The sequence below is a fragment of the Stenotrophomonas acidaminiphila genome (assembly GCF_001431595.1).
GTDB lineage: Bacteria > Pseudomonadota > Gammaproteobacteria > Xanthomonadales > Xanthomonadaceae > Stenotrophomonas > Stenotrophomonas acidaminiphila.
Genome location: NZ_LDJO01000014.1, coordinates 144157 through 159703, shown reverse-complemented (window position 1 = coordinate 159703; position 15547 = coordinate 144157). Strand labels below are relative to the sequence as shown.

General features: G+C 70.0%; 11 protein-coding genes. 5 read left to right on the top strand and 6 right to left on the bottom strand.

The annotated features are described in order from the left end of the window. Positions 1-16: 16 nt before the first annotated feature. Together ABB33_RS04160 and ABB33_RS04155 are read right to left on the bottom strand one after the other, a co-directional pair. On the bottom strand, positions 17-3367 hold the full coding sequence (locus tag ABB33_RS04160; protein WP_056931259.1) for a PAS-domain containing protein: 3351 nt from the start codon (positions 3365-3367) through the stop codon (positions 17-19). A 241-nt stretch (positions 3368-3608) separates the two neighbouring features. Next, complete coding sequence (locus ABB33_RS04155; protein ID WP_056931258.1) at positions 3609-5846, bottom strand: TonB-dependent receptor; 2238 nt, start codon at positions 5844-5846, stop codon at positions 3609-3611. 164 nt (positions 5847-6010) lie between these two features. On the opposite strand from ABB33_RS04155, the gene ABB33_RS04150 reads away from it, so the two are divergent. Further along, positions 6011-7417 (top strand): GntP family permease, encoded by a 1407-nt coding sequence (locus tag ABB33_RS04150; RefSeq protein ID WP_054667202.1) that lies wholly within the window; start codon positions 6011-6013, stop codon positions 7415-7417. A 549-nt stretch (positions 7418-7966) separates the two neighbouring features. Here ABB33_RS04150 and ABB33_RS04145 read toward each other — a convergent pair. Then, positions 7967-8371, bottom strand: coding sequence for a ComEA family DNA-binding protein (locus ABB33_RS04145; protein WP_192301405.1), 405 nt, complete (start codon positions 8369-8371; stop codon positions 7967-7969). 128 nt (positions 8372-8499) lie between these two features. On the opposite strand from ABB33_RS04145, the gene ABB33_RS04140 reads away from it, so the two are divergent. The 4 genes from ABB33_RS04140 to murU all read left to right on the top strand — a co-directional run bounded on the left by ABB33_RS04140 (position 8500) and on the right by murU (position 12130). Further along, positions 8500-9993 (top strand): M20 family metallopeptidase, encoded by a 1494-nt coding sequence (locus ABB33_RS04140; protein ID WP_056931256.1) that lies wholly within the window; start codon positions 8500-8502, stop codon positions 9991-9993. A gap of 64 nt (positions 9994-10057) precedes the next feature. Next, positions 10058-10327 (top strand): GlsB/YeaQ/YmgE family stress response membrane protein, encoded by a 270-nt coding sequence (locus ABB33_RS04135; protein WP_056931255.1) that lies wholly within the window; start codon positions 10058-10060, stop codon positions 10325-10327. A 91-nt stretch (positions 10328-10418) separates the two neighbouring features. Continuing rightward, positions 10419-11432 (top strand): aminoglycoside phosphotransferase family protein, encoded by a 1014-nt coding sequence (locus tag ABB33_RS04130; RefSeq protein WP_056931254.1) that lies wholly within the window; start codon positions 10419-10421, stop codon positions 11430-11432. Beyond that, complete coding sequence (gene murU / locus ABB33_RS04125; RefSeq protein ID WP_056931253.1) at positions 11429-12130, top strand: N-acetylmuramate alpha-1-phosphate uridylyltransferase MurU; 702 nt, start codon at positions 11429-11431, stop codon at positions 12128-12130. Before ABB33_RS04130 ends, murU begins: the two co-directional genes overlap by 4 nt. A gap of 359 nt (positions 12131-12489) precedes the next feature. Here murU and hda read toward each other — a convergent pair whose 3' ends face one another. The 3 genes from hda to ABB33_RS04110 are packed head-to-tail and all read right to left on the bottom strand — an operon-like array spanning position 12490 to position 15511. Beyond that, on the bottom strand, positions 12490-13185 hold the full coding sequence (gene hda / locus ABB33_RS04120) for a DnaA regulatory inactivator Hda (protein WP_056931252.1): 696 nt from the start codon (positions 13183-13185) through the stop codon (positions 12490-12492). Beyond that, positions 13182-14354 (bottom strand): AI-2E family transporter, encoded by a 1173-nt coding sequence (locus tag ABB33_RS04115; RefSeq protein ID WP_056931251.1) that lies wholly within the window; start codon positions 14352-14354, stop codon positions 13182-13184. Before ABB33_RS04115 ends, hda begins: the two co-directional genes overlap by 4 nt. Further along, a complete protein-coding gene (locus tag ABB33_RS04110; protein ID WP_082594981.1) occupies positions 14351-15511 on the bottom strand; it encodes a DUF2066 domain-containing protein in 1161 nt (386 codons plus the stop codon). The genes ABB33_RS04115 and ABB33_RS04110 overlap by 4 nt, the downstream gene beginning before the upstream one ends. Positions 15512-15547 lie beyond the last annotated feature (36 nt).

Below are 15547 nucleotides of genomic sequence, written 5' to 3'. Positions count from 1 at the left end.
CACCCCACCGCGCGCGCTATGGCCTGGCCACCGCGCGCGCGGCCAGCAGCCGGTCCATGATCGACTTCAGCGCGAGCGGCCGCACCGGTTTGTGCAGCAGGGTCAGGCCCTGCTCCAGCACATCGCGGCGGGTGGCCAGGCTGTCGTCGGCACTGAGGATCAGGGTCGGCCGGGTGCCGAAGCGCGCCCCCAGCCGCGCCTGCAGCGCGGTGCCGGTGTCGCCGTCGTCCAGGTTGTAGTCGAACAGCCACAGTGCCGCCGGCGCGGCCTGCATCGCCGCGACCGCACCGGCCTCGGCCGAGGCCTCGGCCACTTCATAGCCCCACCCGCGCAGCAGCGCCGCCAGCGCGGCCAGTGCCGCCGGGTCGTTGTCCACGACCAGCACCCGGATCGCCCCGCGCGCGGCCGTGCCCGGCGCCTGCGATGGCGCGGCCGGGGTAGCCGCTGGCGCCGGCATCCGCACCCCACACACCGCCACCGAGAACGCCGTGCCGCGCCCCAGTTCGCTGCGCAGCCGCAATGGCGCATCCAGCAGGCCGGCGATGCGATCGGCGATCGCCAGGCCCAGGCCCAGCCCCTGCCCGCCGCTGTCCTCGCCGCGCCGGAACTCTTCGAAAATGCGCCGCTGCTCGGCCACGGCGATGCCCGGCCCGGTGTCGTGCACCTCGATGCGCAGGCGCCCGCCATCGCGGCGCACGCCCAGCAGCACGCCACCGCGCGCGGTATAGCGCACCGCATTGGCCAGGAAGTTCTGCAGCACCCGCCGCAGCAGCTGCGGGTCGCTGTTCACCCAGGCCCGGGTCGGCACGTAGCGGAAGGCCAGCCCACGCGCCGCCGCCAGGGCACGGAACTCGGAGGCCAGCGGGTCGAGCACCTCGGCCAGCGGCATCTCGCGCGGCTGCGGCACCAGTCCGCCGGCCTCCAGCCGCGACATGTCGAACAGGCCGGTGAGCAACTGCGTGGTCGAATCCAGCGCCCCGCGGATCTGCACCACCGCCTGCCGCTGCGACGGCGCCTCCACCTGCTGCGCCAGGGTATCGGTGAACAGGTGCGCGGCATGCAGCGGCTGCAGCAGATCATGGCCGATGGCGGCCAGGAACCGGCTCTTGGCGTCGTTGGCGCGCTCGGCCTCGCGCTTGGCCGACTCCAGCAGCGCGGTGCGCTCGCCCACGCGCTGCTCCAGCGTCTCGTTGCTGCGCATCAGTTCCTGTTCGGTGCGGCGGAACTCGGTGACGTCGGTGAAGGTGGCCACGAAACCACCGCCGGGCATGGGGTTGCCGCGGATCTCGACGATGCGGCCGTCCGGGAACACCCGCTCGGTGAGGTGCGCGGTGCCGGCACGCATGAACGCCAGGCGCCGGTCGACCGCACGCTCGTCGCTGCCACGCTGCGGCATCGCCTGCAGCGCCCAACGGGTCAGGTCGATGATCGGCCGGCCGACCTGCAGCAGTTCATCGGGAAAACCGAACAACTGCGCATACGGGCGGTTCCAGGCCACCAGCCGCTGCTCGCGGTCGATCACGCTGATGCCTTGGCTCATGTTCTGCAATGCCGCCTGCAATACCTGCTGGTTGAAGCGCAGGTCCAGCGAGGCCTCGCTGACGATGGCCGCGACCGTGGCCAGTTCGCCGCTCTCGCGGCGCGCGGCATCGAGCAGCAACCGCGCCGACGCCGCGCCAAGCACCGAGGACAACTCGCGCTCGATGCTGGCCTCGGTCGCCGCCGGCACCGGCCCCTGCCGCGGCGCATCGGCCAGCAGCCGCTGCACCTTCTCCCACGGCAGGAAGCGGCGGCCGGCGTCGCGCAGCGCGTCGGCATCCAGGTTGCGCCGGGCGCGGTCGGGCGTGTCGCGGCGCCAGGCCATCGCAAGCAGCGTCATACCGGTGCCGACGAACAGGCTGGCGCCGACCGCGCGCCCCAGCGGGCTCCAGCCGGTCAGGCCGAACAATGCCTCCGGCGCCAGCCAGCGCCAGCCCAGCGGCCCGTCGGCAAGCCAGGCCGGCACCCTGCCGCTGCTCTCCAGCAGGGTCGGCAGCAGCAGTACCCAGGCCCAGGTGGCGAAGCCGGCCAGCACCCCGGCGATGGCCGCGCGCGGTGGCGTCTGCGGCCGCCAGATGGCGAACCCCAGCACCGGCACCAGCGTGGCCATCGCCGAGAACGAGATCGCGCCGATGTCGGCGAGCACGTTGCCGCCCCCGATCAGGCGGCTGTATGCCCAGGCCAGCAGCATGATCACGCAGATGCCGGCGCGCCGCAGCCACACCAGCTCGCGGCGGTGGTCGCCGCCGGCGCGGGCCCAGGTGCTGCGCAGCAGGCCCGGCGCGAACCAGTGGTTGCCGATCATCAGGCTCAGGGTCAACGTGCTGACCACCACCATGCCGGTGGCCGCGCTCAGCCCGCCGAGGAAGGCGAACAGCGCCACCCCGGTATGCCCGGCCGAGAACGGCAGGGCCAGGGTGTACATGTCGCTGGGCACGCTGTCGCCGAGCAGCGCGCTGCCGGCGCGCGCCAGGGGCAGGATCGGCAGTGCGATCAGCAGCAGGTACAGCGGGAACAGCCAGCGCGAGGTGCGGATGTCGGCCGGATCGCGGCACTCCACCACGCCGACGTGGAACTGGTGCGGCAGCAGGAACATCGCCAGCGCGCCGAGCAGCACCAGCGGCATGAAGCCGCCGGCCGGTGCATCCGCCACGGGTGCGGGCGGCGGCACCGCCACCGCATCCAGCCCGAACCAGACGAAGGCGCCCAGCGCCAGCATCGCGCCCAGCTTGAACAGCGACTCGGCGGCCATCGCCAGCACCAGCCCGCGGTTGTGCTCGGACACGTCGGCGCGGCGCGCGCCGAACAGCATCGCGAACAGCGCCATCGCCAGCGCCACGTACAGCGCGCTGTCGCGCCATGGCGCGGCGTCCACCGCATCGGCCGAGCGCTGGGTGAGCATGGCGAAACTCATCGCCACCGCCTTGAGCTGCAGCGCGATGTACGGGATCAGCCCGAGCGCGGCGATCAGCGTCACCGTGGCCGCCAGCCACGCATCGCGCCCCAGCCGCGCGGCGATCAGGTCGGCCAGCGAGGTCGCATTGGTCTCGCGGGCCAGCCGCACCAGCCGCACCATCATGCCGATGCCCAGTGCGTAGAACAGGATCGCACCGACGAAGGTCGGCGGCAGTGGCCAGCCGTAGCGCGCGGCCTGGGTCACCGTGCCGTAGAACGTCCACGAGGTGCAGTGCACCGCCAGCGACAGCGCGTAGACATGGCGCCAGTGGCGCGCGAACACGGTCGGCCGGCGTTCGCCGTACAGCGCGACGCCGAACATCAGCACCAGCCAGGCCACTCCGGCCAATGCCACCGTCACCAGGCTCAACATGCGCAAGCATTCCCCGTATGCATGGCGGGCAGGATACGGCGCACGCCCCGCGAGGCGGAACCGCACGGCCACCGACCCGGCGGCGGCACGGTGGCCGGCGCCCCCTCGCGGCGTGCGCCGCTCCCGTGCGCGGCATGCGGCCGCGCCCCGCCACAGCCGCGCCGCGGGTACGGGCCCGCACACGAAAAAGCCCTCCCTGCAGGCGCAGGGAGGGCCGGGTTGCAGAACTGCGGCACGCGCCTCAGAAGTTGTAGCGCAGCGACATGTACCAGTTGCGCGGCAGGCCGTAGTAGGCGGTCTGGATGTTGCCCACGCTGGCGAACTCCTGGCCTTCGGTCTTGTATTCCCTGTCGGTCAGGTTGCGCACGCCGGCACGCACCTGCCAGGCCATCTGCGGCGAATCCCACACGCCGTAGACGCCCAGCAGGGTGTAGGCGTCCTGGCTCAGCACGGCACGGTTGTCCACGCTCAGCCAGGTCTTGCCGCGGTAGGAGACATCGCCACCGAAGGTCAGGTTGCCGTTGTCGCCCAGCGGGAACACGTGCTGCAGGGCCACGCGCGCGGTCCAGTCCGGCGAGAACGGCACGTTGTCATGGTTCACGTTCGGATCGAAGCCCGGGTACGACGGATCCAGGCGGAAGTCCTCGAACTTGTCGTACTTGGCGTCCATCCAGCCGATCTGCGCGCTCAGCGTGGTGGCCTCGCCCAGCAGCGCACTACCCTCGAGCTCGATGCCCTTGATGTTGAGCTTGGCCGCATTGAGCACCGGGAAAGTGCCCACGTCCTGCGAGACGCGCGCCTGGAAGTCGCTGTAGTTGCTGTAGAACGCCGCCGCGCTGCCGCGGAAGCGGTGGTCGGCCGAACTGCCCTTCAGGCCGAGCTCGTAGGTCCACACGTATTCCGGATCGAACTTGGCGTGCTGGGTGTCGTACCTGGTGTTGGCGCGGCCGTTGAAGCCGCCGGACTTGAAGCCGCGGTTGGCCGACACGTAGCCCATCAGGTTGTCACTGAAGGCCTTCTGCAGGCTGATCGACGGCGTGACCGCGGTCCACGAGGCATTGGCGGCAAAGGCCACGGTTTCATTCAGGGCGGTGAACGGTGCACCCCAGAAGGTGCTGGTGGAACGCGCGTAGTCCTTCTTGTCCTTGGTCCAGCGCACGCCCGCGGCCACGGTCCAGCTCGGCACGAACTCCCAGTTGAGGTGGGCGAAGGCAGCGGTGGAGGTGGTGGTCAGGTCATCGTTGATGGTGCGCAGGAACGGCACCTTCGCCCCCAGGAACGAGAACAGGTCGTCGGCGTAGGCCTCCTGGTAGGACGGCACGTTCTCCTTCATGTAGTACGCGCCGAAGGTGGCGTGCAGGTTGGAGCCGTTGTCGTAATGCAGCTGGAATTCCTGGCTCTTCTGGTTCTGGTCCAGCGCGACCAGCACGTCGCCCAGCTCGTATTCGGAGGCATCGATGTCGATGTACGACTTGGTCTTGAGCTTGCGGTAGGAGCTGATGCTCTTCAGCGTCCACTGCGCGTTGATGTCCCAGTCCATCGCCAGCGACGCACCGGAGTGCTTCAGGTACTGGCCTTCGCCATTCTTGAACGAGGTCAGGGCGCGGCGGTCCCATTCGCCGGTCTCGCCCGGCTTGAGCACGATCACGCCGGCCGGTGCAAGGCTGGTCTGGCGCAGGTCCGCCATCGGCCGGCCCAGGGTCAGCGCCGCGTCCTGCTTGGTGGTGTCCAGCGACAGCGTGGCGCTGAAGCTGTCGGTCGGATTGAACGCCAGCTTGACCCGCAGCGCCTCGGTGTCGTCGTCGTTGTAGCGCTTGCCGGTGGCCGCATCCCTGACGTAACCGTCGTTGGTGATCTTGGCGCCGGCAACGCTGGCGGCGACGGTGTCGCTGAGCTTGCCCGAGACGTAGAAGCGGCCTTCCAGGCGACCATAGTCGCCGGCGGTGACTTCCACCGCGCCGCCCTCGTTGTCGAACGGATTCTTGGTGGTCAGCTTGATCGCGCCGCCGGTGGAGTTCTTGCCGTACAGGGTACCCTGCGGACCACGCAGTACTTCCAGCTGCTGGATGTCGAACAGCGAGAACAGCGCGCCGTTGATGCGCGAGTAGTAGACGTCGTCCACGTACATGCCCACGCCCGGATCGAACGTCTGCAGCGCATCCGGCTGGCCGATGCCACGGATGAACACGTTGACGCTGTTGGCCGAGCCGCGGCCCTGGGCGATGTTCATGTTCGGCACCGCCCCCTGCAGGCCCTCCACGGTCGAGGCCTGCAGGTCCTTGATCTGCTCCTCGCCGAAGGCCGACACCGCCACCGGCACGTCCTGGATGGACTCGGTGCGACGGCGCGCGGTCACGGTGACTTCATCCAGCTGGGTGGCCTGCGGGCCGGCCGGCGGCTGCTGTTCCTGGGCCTGCACGAACGCGGCCGGGGCCAGCAGTGCACAGCCCACGGCCATGCTCAGATACTTGCGCTTCATTGGTCTCCCTCCTCCCGGGTATGACACGGCGGCACACGGATGCCGCCCACGCTGCGCACGTTAACGGGGCGTTAGGACCAGGCGTATCGTCCGTTCGTACAGTGGGCCGGTCCGGCCGGGCTCCCGATACTCGCCGGCATCGTGTCTGGCCGGGGAGCCGTGGGATGTCGTTTCTGATCGTACTGGCGGCGCTGTGCTTCCTGATGTTCGTGGCCTACCGCGGCTACAGCGTGATCCTGTTCGCGCCGGTGGCGGCGCTGGGCGCGGTGCTGCTGACCGACCCGACGCTGGTGCAGCCGATGTTCACCGGCCTGTTCATGGACAAGATGGTCGGCTTCCTGAAGCTGTACTTCCCGGTATTCCTGCTCGGCGCGGTGTTCGGCAAGCTGATCGAAATCTCCGGCTTCTCCAAATCGATCGTCACCGCCACCATCCGCCTGGTCGGCGCACAGCGCGCGATGCTGTCCATCGTGCTGGTCTGCGCCCTGCTGACCTACGGCGGCGTGTCGCTGTTCGTGGTGGTGTTCGCGGTCTACCCGTTCGCCGCCGAGCTGTTCCGCCAGAGCAACATTCCCAAGCGGTTGATCCCGGGCACCATCGCCCTGGGTGCCTTCACCTTCACCATGGACGCGCTGCCGGGCACGCCGCAGATCCAGAACATCATCCCGGCCTCGTTCTTCGGCACCACCAGTTGGGCCGCGCCGTGGCTGGGGGTGATCGGCACGGTGGTGATCCTGGTGCTGGGCATGAGCTACCTGGAATGGCGGCGCCGGGTCGCCATCGCCCGCGGCGAGGGATACGCCGGTGCCGACGAGGCGCTGCGCAACGAGCCCGAACCGTTCCAGGGCGACCGCCTCGCGCACCCGCTGCTGGCGGTGCTGCCGCTGCTGCTGGTGGGCGTGGCCAATTTCCTGTTCACCCGCTGGATCCCCGGCTTCTACGGCGAAAGCCAGTCGTTCCTGCCGGCGGTGATCGGCAACCCCGCGCCGGTGGTGCAGGAAGTGTCCAAGGTCGCCGCCATCTGGGCGGTGCAGGGTGCGCTGCTGATGGGCATCCTCAGCGTCGTCGTCCTCGCCTGGAAGCCGGTGGTGGCCGCCTTCGCCGAAGGCACGAAATCGGCGATCGGCGGTGCCATGCTGGCGTCGATGAACACCGCCTCCGAGTACGGCTTCGGCGCGGTCATCGCCGCCCTGCCCGGCTTCCTGGTCGTTGCCAACGCCCTGGGTTCCATTCCCAACCCGCTGGTCAACGAGGCCATTTCGGTCACCGCCATGGCCGGCATCACCGGCTCGGCCTCGGGCGGCATGAGCATTGCCCTGGCGGCGATGGCCGACAGCTTCATCGCCAACGCGCAGGCCGCCGGCATCCCGATGGAAGTACTGCACCGGGTGGCGGCGATGGCCTCCGGCGGCATGGATACGCTGCCGCACAACGGCGCGGTCATCACCGTGCTCGCCGTCACCGGCCTGACCCATCGCCAGTCCTACAAGGACATCTTCGCCATCACCGTGATCAAGACTCTGGCGGTGTTCGCGATCATCGGCGTGTACTACGCCACCGGCGTGGTCTGAGGCCCGGGCACCCGCATCACGCGGGCGCGGACCGGCGACTTTCCACAGTCAACCGCTCAGCCCTTGCCCCTGCCCCTGCCACCGCGGGGCAGCGTCACCGGTACCGGTCGCAGTGCGTGCCGCCGACCCTTGCCGGGCGCGACGGGACAGGGTGACCGATGGCTGGGCAATGGTCGGGTCGGGTCGGGCAAGCATCGCCAGCCACTGCGTGCACGCCCGGGCCACTGCACGGGCGCCGAACCCCGCCCGCTCCGCTGCGCAGGACGAGAGGCGCCCGCGTTGTCTGCATGGCCGGCAGGAGGCGCAGCCCGGCCTGGCGGCTGGCGGCTGGCGGCTGGCGGCTGGCATTGATCGGGAATGCGGCACTCGATGCCTGGCATCGGGTGTCCACCACGGCCCAAAAAAAATCGCCCAGCTGCACGTCACTGTGCAACACCGGGCGATATTCACGTCCTTGTAGGCTTCCTGCCTCTCCCCTGCCTCCTGGCTATGCGGGGTTCTCCGTGTGGCCGTCGTCCAGACGACTCACATAGTGCAACTCCTTCAAGCTCAACGCCTTTCGACCGGCTTGGCCGTTGCCGCCTTGGCACTCCTGGCGGCGGAGGCGGTTCCTGCGCCCACGCCGATCAGGTCACGATTCCGTTCGACCGTCTTCAATCCGATGCCTTTCACCAGTGCCAGTTCCTCGACACTCTTGAAAGGACCGTTCGCCTGTCGGTACTCGATGATCGCCTGCGCCTTGGCGGCGCCGACATTCACCAGTACCCGGTCCAGCTCCGCCGCGGTGGCGGTGTTGATGTCGACCTTGTCCGTGGCATGTGCCGATGCGGTCAACAACAACGCCAGAACCAGTGACTTCAGCATCATGGTGAAAAGCTTCATCGCTGCTACTCCTTGTGGCTTGGACTGGAATGCCGGCATCCCCGCCGGCCAGACCAGTGTTCCGCGCCACATGAATACAGCCTATCCGGCGCGCCTTCACGCCGCAGCCGGCAAACCTCCCGATTCCTTGTAGGAAAATCCCTACAAGACGGACGGCGTAGAATGGGCGCATCTGAAACCTTCGCAACCGGAGTTCCTGAATGGACAGCGCCAAGCTCGGCCAATTTCTGAGTGACAAGTGGGACAACGACATCGTCCCGCAGCTGGTCGACTACATCCGCATCCCCAACAAGTCGCCGATGTTCGACGCGAACTGGGTTGCCAATGGCTACATGGACCAGGCCGTGGCGCTGATGGAGGACTGGGCCAAGGCGCAGAAGATCCCGGGCCTGCAGGTCGAGGTGGTCCGCCTGGAAGGCCGTACCCCGCTGATCTTCCTGGAAATCCCGGCCTCCGGCCCGGAAACGGGCGACGACACCGTGCTGCTCTACGGCCACCTGGACAAGCAGCCGGAGATGACCGGCTGGGATGCCGACCTGGGCCCGTGGAAGCCGGTGCTGCGCGGCGACAAGCTGTACGGCCGCGGTGGTGCCGACGACGGCTATGCCCTGTTCGGTTCGCTGGCCGCCGTGCTCGCCCTGCAGGAGCAGGGCCTGCCGCACGCGCGCTGCGTGATCCTGATCGAGGCCTGCGAGGAATCCGGCTCCTACGACCTGCCGGCCTACGTCGACCACCTGGCCGGGCGCATCGGCCAGCCGTCGCTGGTGGTGTGTCTGGACTCGGGCTGCGCCAACTACGACCAGCTGTGGTGCACCACTTCGCTGCGCGGCCTGACCGGCGGCAACTTCACCGTCAAAGTACTCAACGAGGGCGTGCACTCCGGCGACGCCTCCGGCGTGGTGCCGTCCAGCTTCCGCCTGCTGCGCCAGCTGCTCTCGCGGATCGAGGACGAGAACACCGGCCGCATCCTGCTCGACGGCCTGCACACCGAGATCCCGGCCGAGCGCCTGGAGCAGGCCAAACGCGCCGCCGAGGTGGTCGATACCGCCATCTTCGACAAGTTCCCGCTGGTCGACGGGCTCAAGCCGATGAACGAGGACCTGGCCGAGCTGGTGCTCAACCGCACCTGGCGCCCGGCGCTGTCGGTCACCGGCATCGGCGGCATGCCGCCGCTGGAATCGGCCGGCAACGTGCTGCGCCCGGAGACCTCGGTGAAGCTGTCGCTGCGCCTGCCGCCGACCGCCAACGGCAAGGCCTGCGGCGAGCTGCTGAAGGAAGCGCTGCTGCGCGACCCGCCGAACGGCGCGCACGTCACCCTGGAGCTGGAAAAGGCCTCCACCGGCTGGAACGCGCCGGCCATGGCGCCGTGGCTGGAACAGTCGATCGACGCGGCCAGCCAGGCCTTCTTCGGCAAGCCGGCCATGTACATGGGCGAAGGCGGCTCGATCCCGTTCATGGGCATGCTGGGCGAGAAGTTCCCCGGTGCGCAGTTCATGATCACCGGCGTGCTCGGCCCGCACTCCAACGCGCATGGCCCGAACGAGTTCCTGCACATCCCGATGGGCAAGCGGGTCACCGCCTGCGTATCCAAGGTGCTGTTCGACCACCACGCGGCCAGCCTGCGCGGCGAGACCAGCGGCTCCAAGGTGCATGCCGACAGCGGCACCCGCCACGGCGGCCACGGCTGCTGCTGAGCGGCGCGATGACGACGCAGCCCGGCCTTGCTAGGCTGCGTTTTTCCTTGAGGCGGGTGGATCCATGAGCGGACTGTTTGGCAGCGACAGCTGGCTGTACATCATCCTGGTCGGCTTCGTGGTCGGCCTGCTGGGGCGCTTCTTCATGCCCGGCAACAACCGCATGGGCTGCCTGCTGACCATCGTGCTGGGCATCGCCGGCGCGGTGTTCGCCGGCTGGTTCGGCCGCTACATGGGCTGGTACGCCGCCGGGCAGCCGGCCGGTTTCGTCGGCGCCATCGTCGGCGCGGTCGCCCTGCTGGCACTGCTGCGGCTGGTCAGCGGCAAGCGCTGAACGTTCCACCCCTTCCCCTTCGAACACGGGAACGCCGCAGGGCCCTGCCGCCCTGCGCGCGCTCCATGGCACCTGCGAGCACGCTTCACCGATGACCCCGGACACCTCCCTGGAACCGCAGCGCGCGCGGCAGCGCCTGGATTGGGCCCGCCACCAGTTGGGCGACGGCGCGGCCGACATCGAGCGCGCCTCGGTGGACGCCGGTTTCCGCAGCTACTGGCGCGTCACCGGTGATGCCGGCAGCCACATCGTCATGGACGCCCCGCCCGGCCTGGAAGATCCGCGGCCGTGGCTGCGCATGCGCGAACTGCTGCTGGCGCACGGGCTGCGGGTGCCGGCCCTGCTCGCGCAGGACCTGGACGCCGGCTTCCTGATGCTGGAAGACCTGGGTGCGCCGACCCTGGCGCGGCTGCTGGACGACGGCAATGCCGACGCGTGGTTCGACCGCGCCATGGAGCAGTTGGTCCGGCTGCAGTCGATCCCGGTGCCGGAGGGCTTCGGCCATTTCGGCGAAGCGCTGCTGCAGCGCGATGCGGGCCTGTTCGACGAATGGTTCCTGCAGCGCCATCTCGGCCTGGCGCTGGACTGCGGCGAGATCGAAGGCCTGCAGCTGGCGCAGCGGCGGTTGATGGACAACGCGCTGGGCCAGGCGCAGCTGATGACCCACCGCGACTTCATGCCGCGCAACCTGATGCCGGTGGAAGATGGCCCGGCGGTGCTGGACTTCCAGGACCTGGTGCGCGGCCCCATCGCCTACGACCCGGTGAGCCTGTTCAAGGACGCCTTCCTGAGCTGGCCGCTGGAACGCGTGGACGGCTGGCTGGCGCGCTACCACGCGCGCGCCCTCGCCGCCGGCCTGCCGGTGCCCGACCGCGCCACCTTCCTGCGCGATGCCGACTGGATGGGCGTGCAGCGGCACCTGAAGATCCTGGGCATCTTCTCCCGCCTGCACTACCGCGACGGCAAGAGCCACTACCTGGAAGACGTGCCGCGCTTCGTCGCCTATCTGGACGAGGTGCTGCCGCGCCATCCGCAGCTGTCCGCCCTGCTGGCGCTGCTGGAAGACCGCATCAAGCCGGCGCTGGCCGAACGGGCCACGCGATGAAGGCGCTGGTTTTCGCCGCGGGGCTGGGCGAGCGCATGCGCCCGCTCACCGAGCGCACGCCCAAGCCGCTGCTGCATGCCGGCGGCCGCCCGCTGATCGCCTGGCACCTGGAAAAGCTGGCCGCGCTCGGCGTGCGCGAGGTGGTGGTCAATACCTCCTGGCTGGCCGAACAGTTTCCCGAAGTACTGGGCGACGGCAGCCGCTGGAACCTGCGCCTGCACTACGCCTGCGAAGGGCCGACCCCGCTGGAGACCGGTGGCGGCATGCTCAACGCGCTGCCGCTGCTCGGCGAGGCGCCGTTCCTGGTGGTCAACGGCGACATCTGGACCGACTTCGATTTCTCGCTGCTGCCGCGCGAACCGACCGGCGAGGCCCACCTGGTGCTGGTGGACAACCCGCCGCAGCACCCGCAGGGCGATTACCGCCTCGACGCCCAGGGCGTGCTGCACAACGACCGCGACGCGCCCTGCCTGACCTATGCCGGCATCGGCATGTACCGCCCGTCGATCCTCGACGGCTGGCGCGCGGTGATCGGCGATGCGCCGGGCAGCGAGCGCACGCCGCCGCGTTTCAGCGTGGTGCCGCTGCAGAAACACTTCATGGCGCAGGGCCGCATCAGCGGCCAGCACCACCGCGGCCGGTGGACCGACGTCGGCACGCCGCAGCGGCTGCAGGCGCTGGAAGAATCCCTCCCGTAGGAGCGCACCTTGGTGCGCGATGGGGGCTTCCCCGGTGAAGCCTCGTGCGGGGCAAGCCCCGCACCTACGGGAAACCACTGCGCCAACGCTCCGTTCAACCACGGGCCGGGGCTACGCTCCCGGTGCCGGCATTCAGCGCATCGGGGATAACCCAGGCCTAACCCGTTTCCAGGAGCAGGCTCCACCGGCGAGGGAACGGATTCGTCGCAGGTACGGAGCTTGCCCCGTAAGCCGCTTTCCCGGCGAGGCCTCGTGCTGTCCCGAACACGGAATGCAAGCACAAGCCCCGCACCTGCGCCAGCCGCTTGCCTCGCATGGAACGTTCCCGGTGAAACCCGGCAAGGCGGTAGCCGCACCGCTCAGGACACGTCCAGCACCTTGCGCAGGAACGGCACGGTGATGCGCCGCTTGGCCGCGAGCGACTCGCGGTCGAGCCGGTCCAGCAGCACCACCAGTCCGCCCAGGTCGCGGCCGGTGCGGGTGAGCAGCCAGTCGATGGCCGCCTCGTCCAGCGCCAGCCCGCGCCGGATCGCGCGCTCGCGCAGCACGGCGCCGCGTCCGTCGTCGTCCAGCGCGTCCAGCACGATGCGCCCGCACTGCGACAGGCGCGAACGCAGGTCGGGCAGCACCAGCCCGAGCGCGTCGGGCGCGGCCGTGGCGGTATAGAGCAGGGTCACGCCCGCCGCGCGAGCGCGGTTGTGGAAGTCGAACAGCGCCACTTCGTCCTCGCGCCGGCCGGCGATGGCGTCCAGGCCGTCCAGCGCGACCACGTCGCGCCCTTCCAGCGCCTCCAGCGCATCGTGCAGGCGCCCGGCCGCGGCCTGCAGCGGCAGGTAGGCCGAACCACGCCCGGCCTGCTCGGCAGCAGCGCACACGGCCAGCGCCAGGTGCGTCTTGCCGCTGCCGGCCGGACCGACCAGGTAGATCCAGTCGCGGCTGCCGCCGGTGGCGGCGGCGCGCAGCTGCGCCAGCGCCCCGTCCGGGGCGCCGATGAAGCTCTCCAATCGCTGGTCCGGCGGATAGCGCAGGGCCAGCGGCAACTGCGGCACGCTCACTTCGGTTCGACGTCCTTCGGCACGATGCCCAGGCCCGGCGCGGGCTCGCCGCTGGCGTGCAGCACGATGGTCGGGCCATGGCCGGCATACAGTTCGCTCTGCCGGTAGCGCTCGTGCGCGTAGCGCAGCAGCACGTTGATCACCGCCGCCGCCGGCAGCGCCAGCAGCATGCCGAGGAAGCCGAACAGCTGGCCGCCGGCCATCACCGCGAAGATCACCGCCACCGGATGCAGGCCGATCTTGTCGCCGACGATGCGCGGGGTGAGCACGTAGCTCTCCAGCAGCTGGCCGACGGTGAACACCACGCCGACCAGCGCCAGCAGCTTCAGGTCCACGCCCTGCGCCTGCACCAGCGCCGCCAGCACCGCCAGCACCACGCCGGTGGTGGCGCCCAGGTAGGGAATGAAGCTGATCAGCCCGGCGATCAGGCCGATCAGCAGGCCGAGGTTGAGCCCGACCAGCGACAGGCCGACCGCATAGACCACGCCCAGCGCCAGCATCACCACGATCTGGCCGCGGATGAACGCGCCCAGCACCTCGTCGGATTCGCGCGCCAGCCGCGATACGGTCTCGATGTGGTTGCGCGGGATCATCGCCGCCACGCGCTCGACCAGCCGGTCCCAGTCGCGCAGGAAGTAATAGGCCAGGATCGGCAGCAGCGCCAGGTTCACCACCCAGGTCACCATCGCGAAGCCCGAGCGCGACACGTAGCCGAACAGCGTGGTCGCCGCGCCGCCGGCCTGCTGCCAGTGCGTGCGCACCCACTCGAACAGGCGCTCGGGCGCCAGCCAGCCGAGGATCTCCACGCCGGTGCGCTGCTCGATCCACGGCAGCGCCGTGCCCATCAGCCATTCCTGCGCCTGCGGCAGCGAGGCGGCAAGGGTGACGATCTGGCGCTGGATCAGCGGCACCAGGATCAGCAGCGCCAGCGCCAGCAGCAGGATCATCATCGCGAACACCAGGATCACCGCGGTGTTGCGCGAACGCCCGCGCGCCTCCAGCCGGTCCACCAGCGGATCGCCCAGCCAGGCCAGCATCAGCGCGACCACGAACGGGGTCAGGATCGGCGCCAGCAGCCACATCACCCACAGGCCGAACGCGGCCAGCACACCACGCTGCAGGCGGCGCAGGAACAGCGCGACTTCCGTATCCGCAGCAGCGCCGTTCATCGGACGCGGTACTCGGCCGGACCGGAGACCGGCGCGCCCTCGGCGGGCGGCGCCACCGGCTGCAGCGCCGCGTCCGCGCCGAGCATGCGGTTCAGCCCCTGCAGGCCGCTCATCAGCTCCAGGTCCAGCTCCAGGCGGTCGCCGGAGGCCTGCACCGGCACCATCGAACGCACCACCGCCACCGACTGCAGGGTCGCGGCCACACGCAGGTAGTCGGCGGCGGTCCGCAGGCCACTGACGCGGATGCGGTAGGTACCGGCCGCGCCGGCCACCGGCGCCTTGGCATAACGCTTGACCAGCGCGTCGGCCGCGCCGTCGGCGCCGCCGGCCATCGCGCGGCGGGCATCGCCGTCGCGGGTGGTCCACTTGGCCAGTTCGCGGCCGTCGTCGACGAACACCCAGTCGGCCATCCAGCCGCCGCCGCTGGCGCGGTACAGCTTGCCGACCAGTTGCATGGGCGGCGCATAGCGCGCCGAGGCGCGGGCGATCGCGGCGGTGTCCTGGCGCCAGATCGCGCCGACCAGCGCCTGCTCGGCCGCGCCGCCGCCGGGCAGGCCCAGGCGGAAACCGCGTTCGATGGCGCGATCCAGCAGCGGGCGCGCGGCGTTGGCCTGCTGCACGCCCACCAGGCGCGGGCCGCTGCCGTCGTCGATCGCCATCCAGACCACCGGCTTGGGCCGCGGCTGCGGCCATATCGGCAGCCCCAGCGCCGCCACCAGCCCATCCACGTCGTCCTGGCGGAAGCGCGCCACCAGCATGGTGCGGAAGCTCGGCGCCCCGGACGCCGAAACACTCTGGTCCTGGCGGTAGTCGTAGCTCTCGACCATGTCCCTGGCGCTGCGCAGCGCCTGCGCCACGCCCGGGCGGGTCATGGCGCTGCGGTCGCCGGACAGCTTGCCCAGCACCGCGCCCAGCGCGCGCGCCAGGGCGCCGTTGCGGTCGGCGTCGCCCTGGCTGTTGACCGGGACCTCGGCCTCGTAGGGGTTCTGCGCGCTGGCCACGTCGCCCTCGGTACGCATGCCGGACTGCGCATGCGCCGCCGGGACGGACAGGCAGAACGCCAGAAACAGGAAAAAGGCCAGGCTGCGACGCATTGAGGGTTCCATTGCTCGACGGTTCCGGTGGGAATTGTTGCCCGAATGCGGCCTTGGCGCCAACGTGGCCTGTTAAAATCGCCCGTTCACCCCGCCAGC

Bases quoted from the DNA above. Each gene is read 5' to 3' on its own strand.
- ABB33_RS04160 (WP_056931259.1), bottom strand. From the start codon at position 3,367: ATGTTGAGCCTGGTGACGGTGGCATTGGCCGGAGTGGCCTGGCTGGTG.
- ABB33_RS04155 (WP_056931258.1), bottom strand. From the start codon at position 5,846: ATGAAGCGCAAGTATCTGAGCATGGCCGTGGGCTGTGCACTGCTGGCC.
- ABB33_RS04150 (WP_054667202.1), top strand. From the start codon at position 6,011: ATGTCGTTTCTGATCGTACTGGCGGCGCTGTGCTTCCTGATGTTCGTG.
- ABB33_RS04145 (WP_192301405.1), bottom strand. From the start codon at position 8,371: ATGTGGCGCGGAACACTGGTCTGGCCGGCGGGGATGCCGGCATTCCAG.
- ABB33_RS04140 (WP_056931256.1), top strand. From the start codon at position 8,500: ATGGACAGCGCCAAGCTCGGCCAATTTCTGAGTGACAAGTGGGACAAC.
- ABB33_RS04135 (WP_056931255.1), top strand. From the start codon at position 10,058: ATGAGCGGACTGTTTGGCAGCGACAGCTGGCTGTACATCATCCTGGTC.
- ABB33_RS04130 (WP_056931254.1), top strand. From the start codon at position 10,419: ATGACCCCGGACACCTCCCTGGAACCGCAGCGCGCGCGGCAGCGCCTG.
- murU (WP_056931253.1), top strand. From the start codon at position 11,429: ATGAAGGCGCTGGTTTTCGCCGCGGGGCTGGGCGAGCGCATGCGCCCG.
- ABB33_RS04115 (WP_056931251.1), bottom strand. From the start codon at position 14,354: ATGAACGGCGCTGCTGCGGATACGGAAGTCGCGCTGTTCCTGCGCCGC.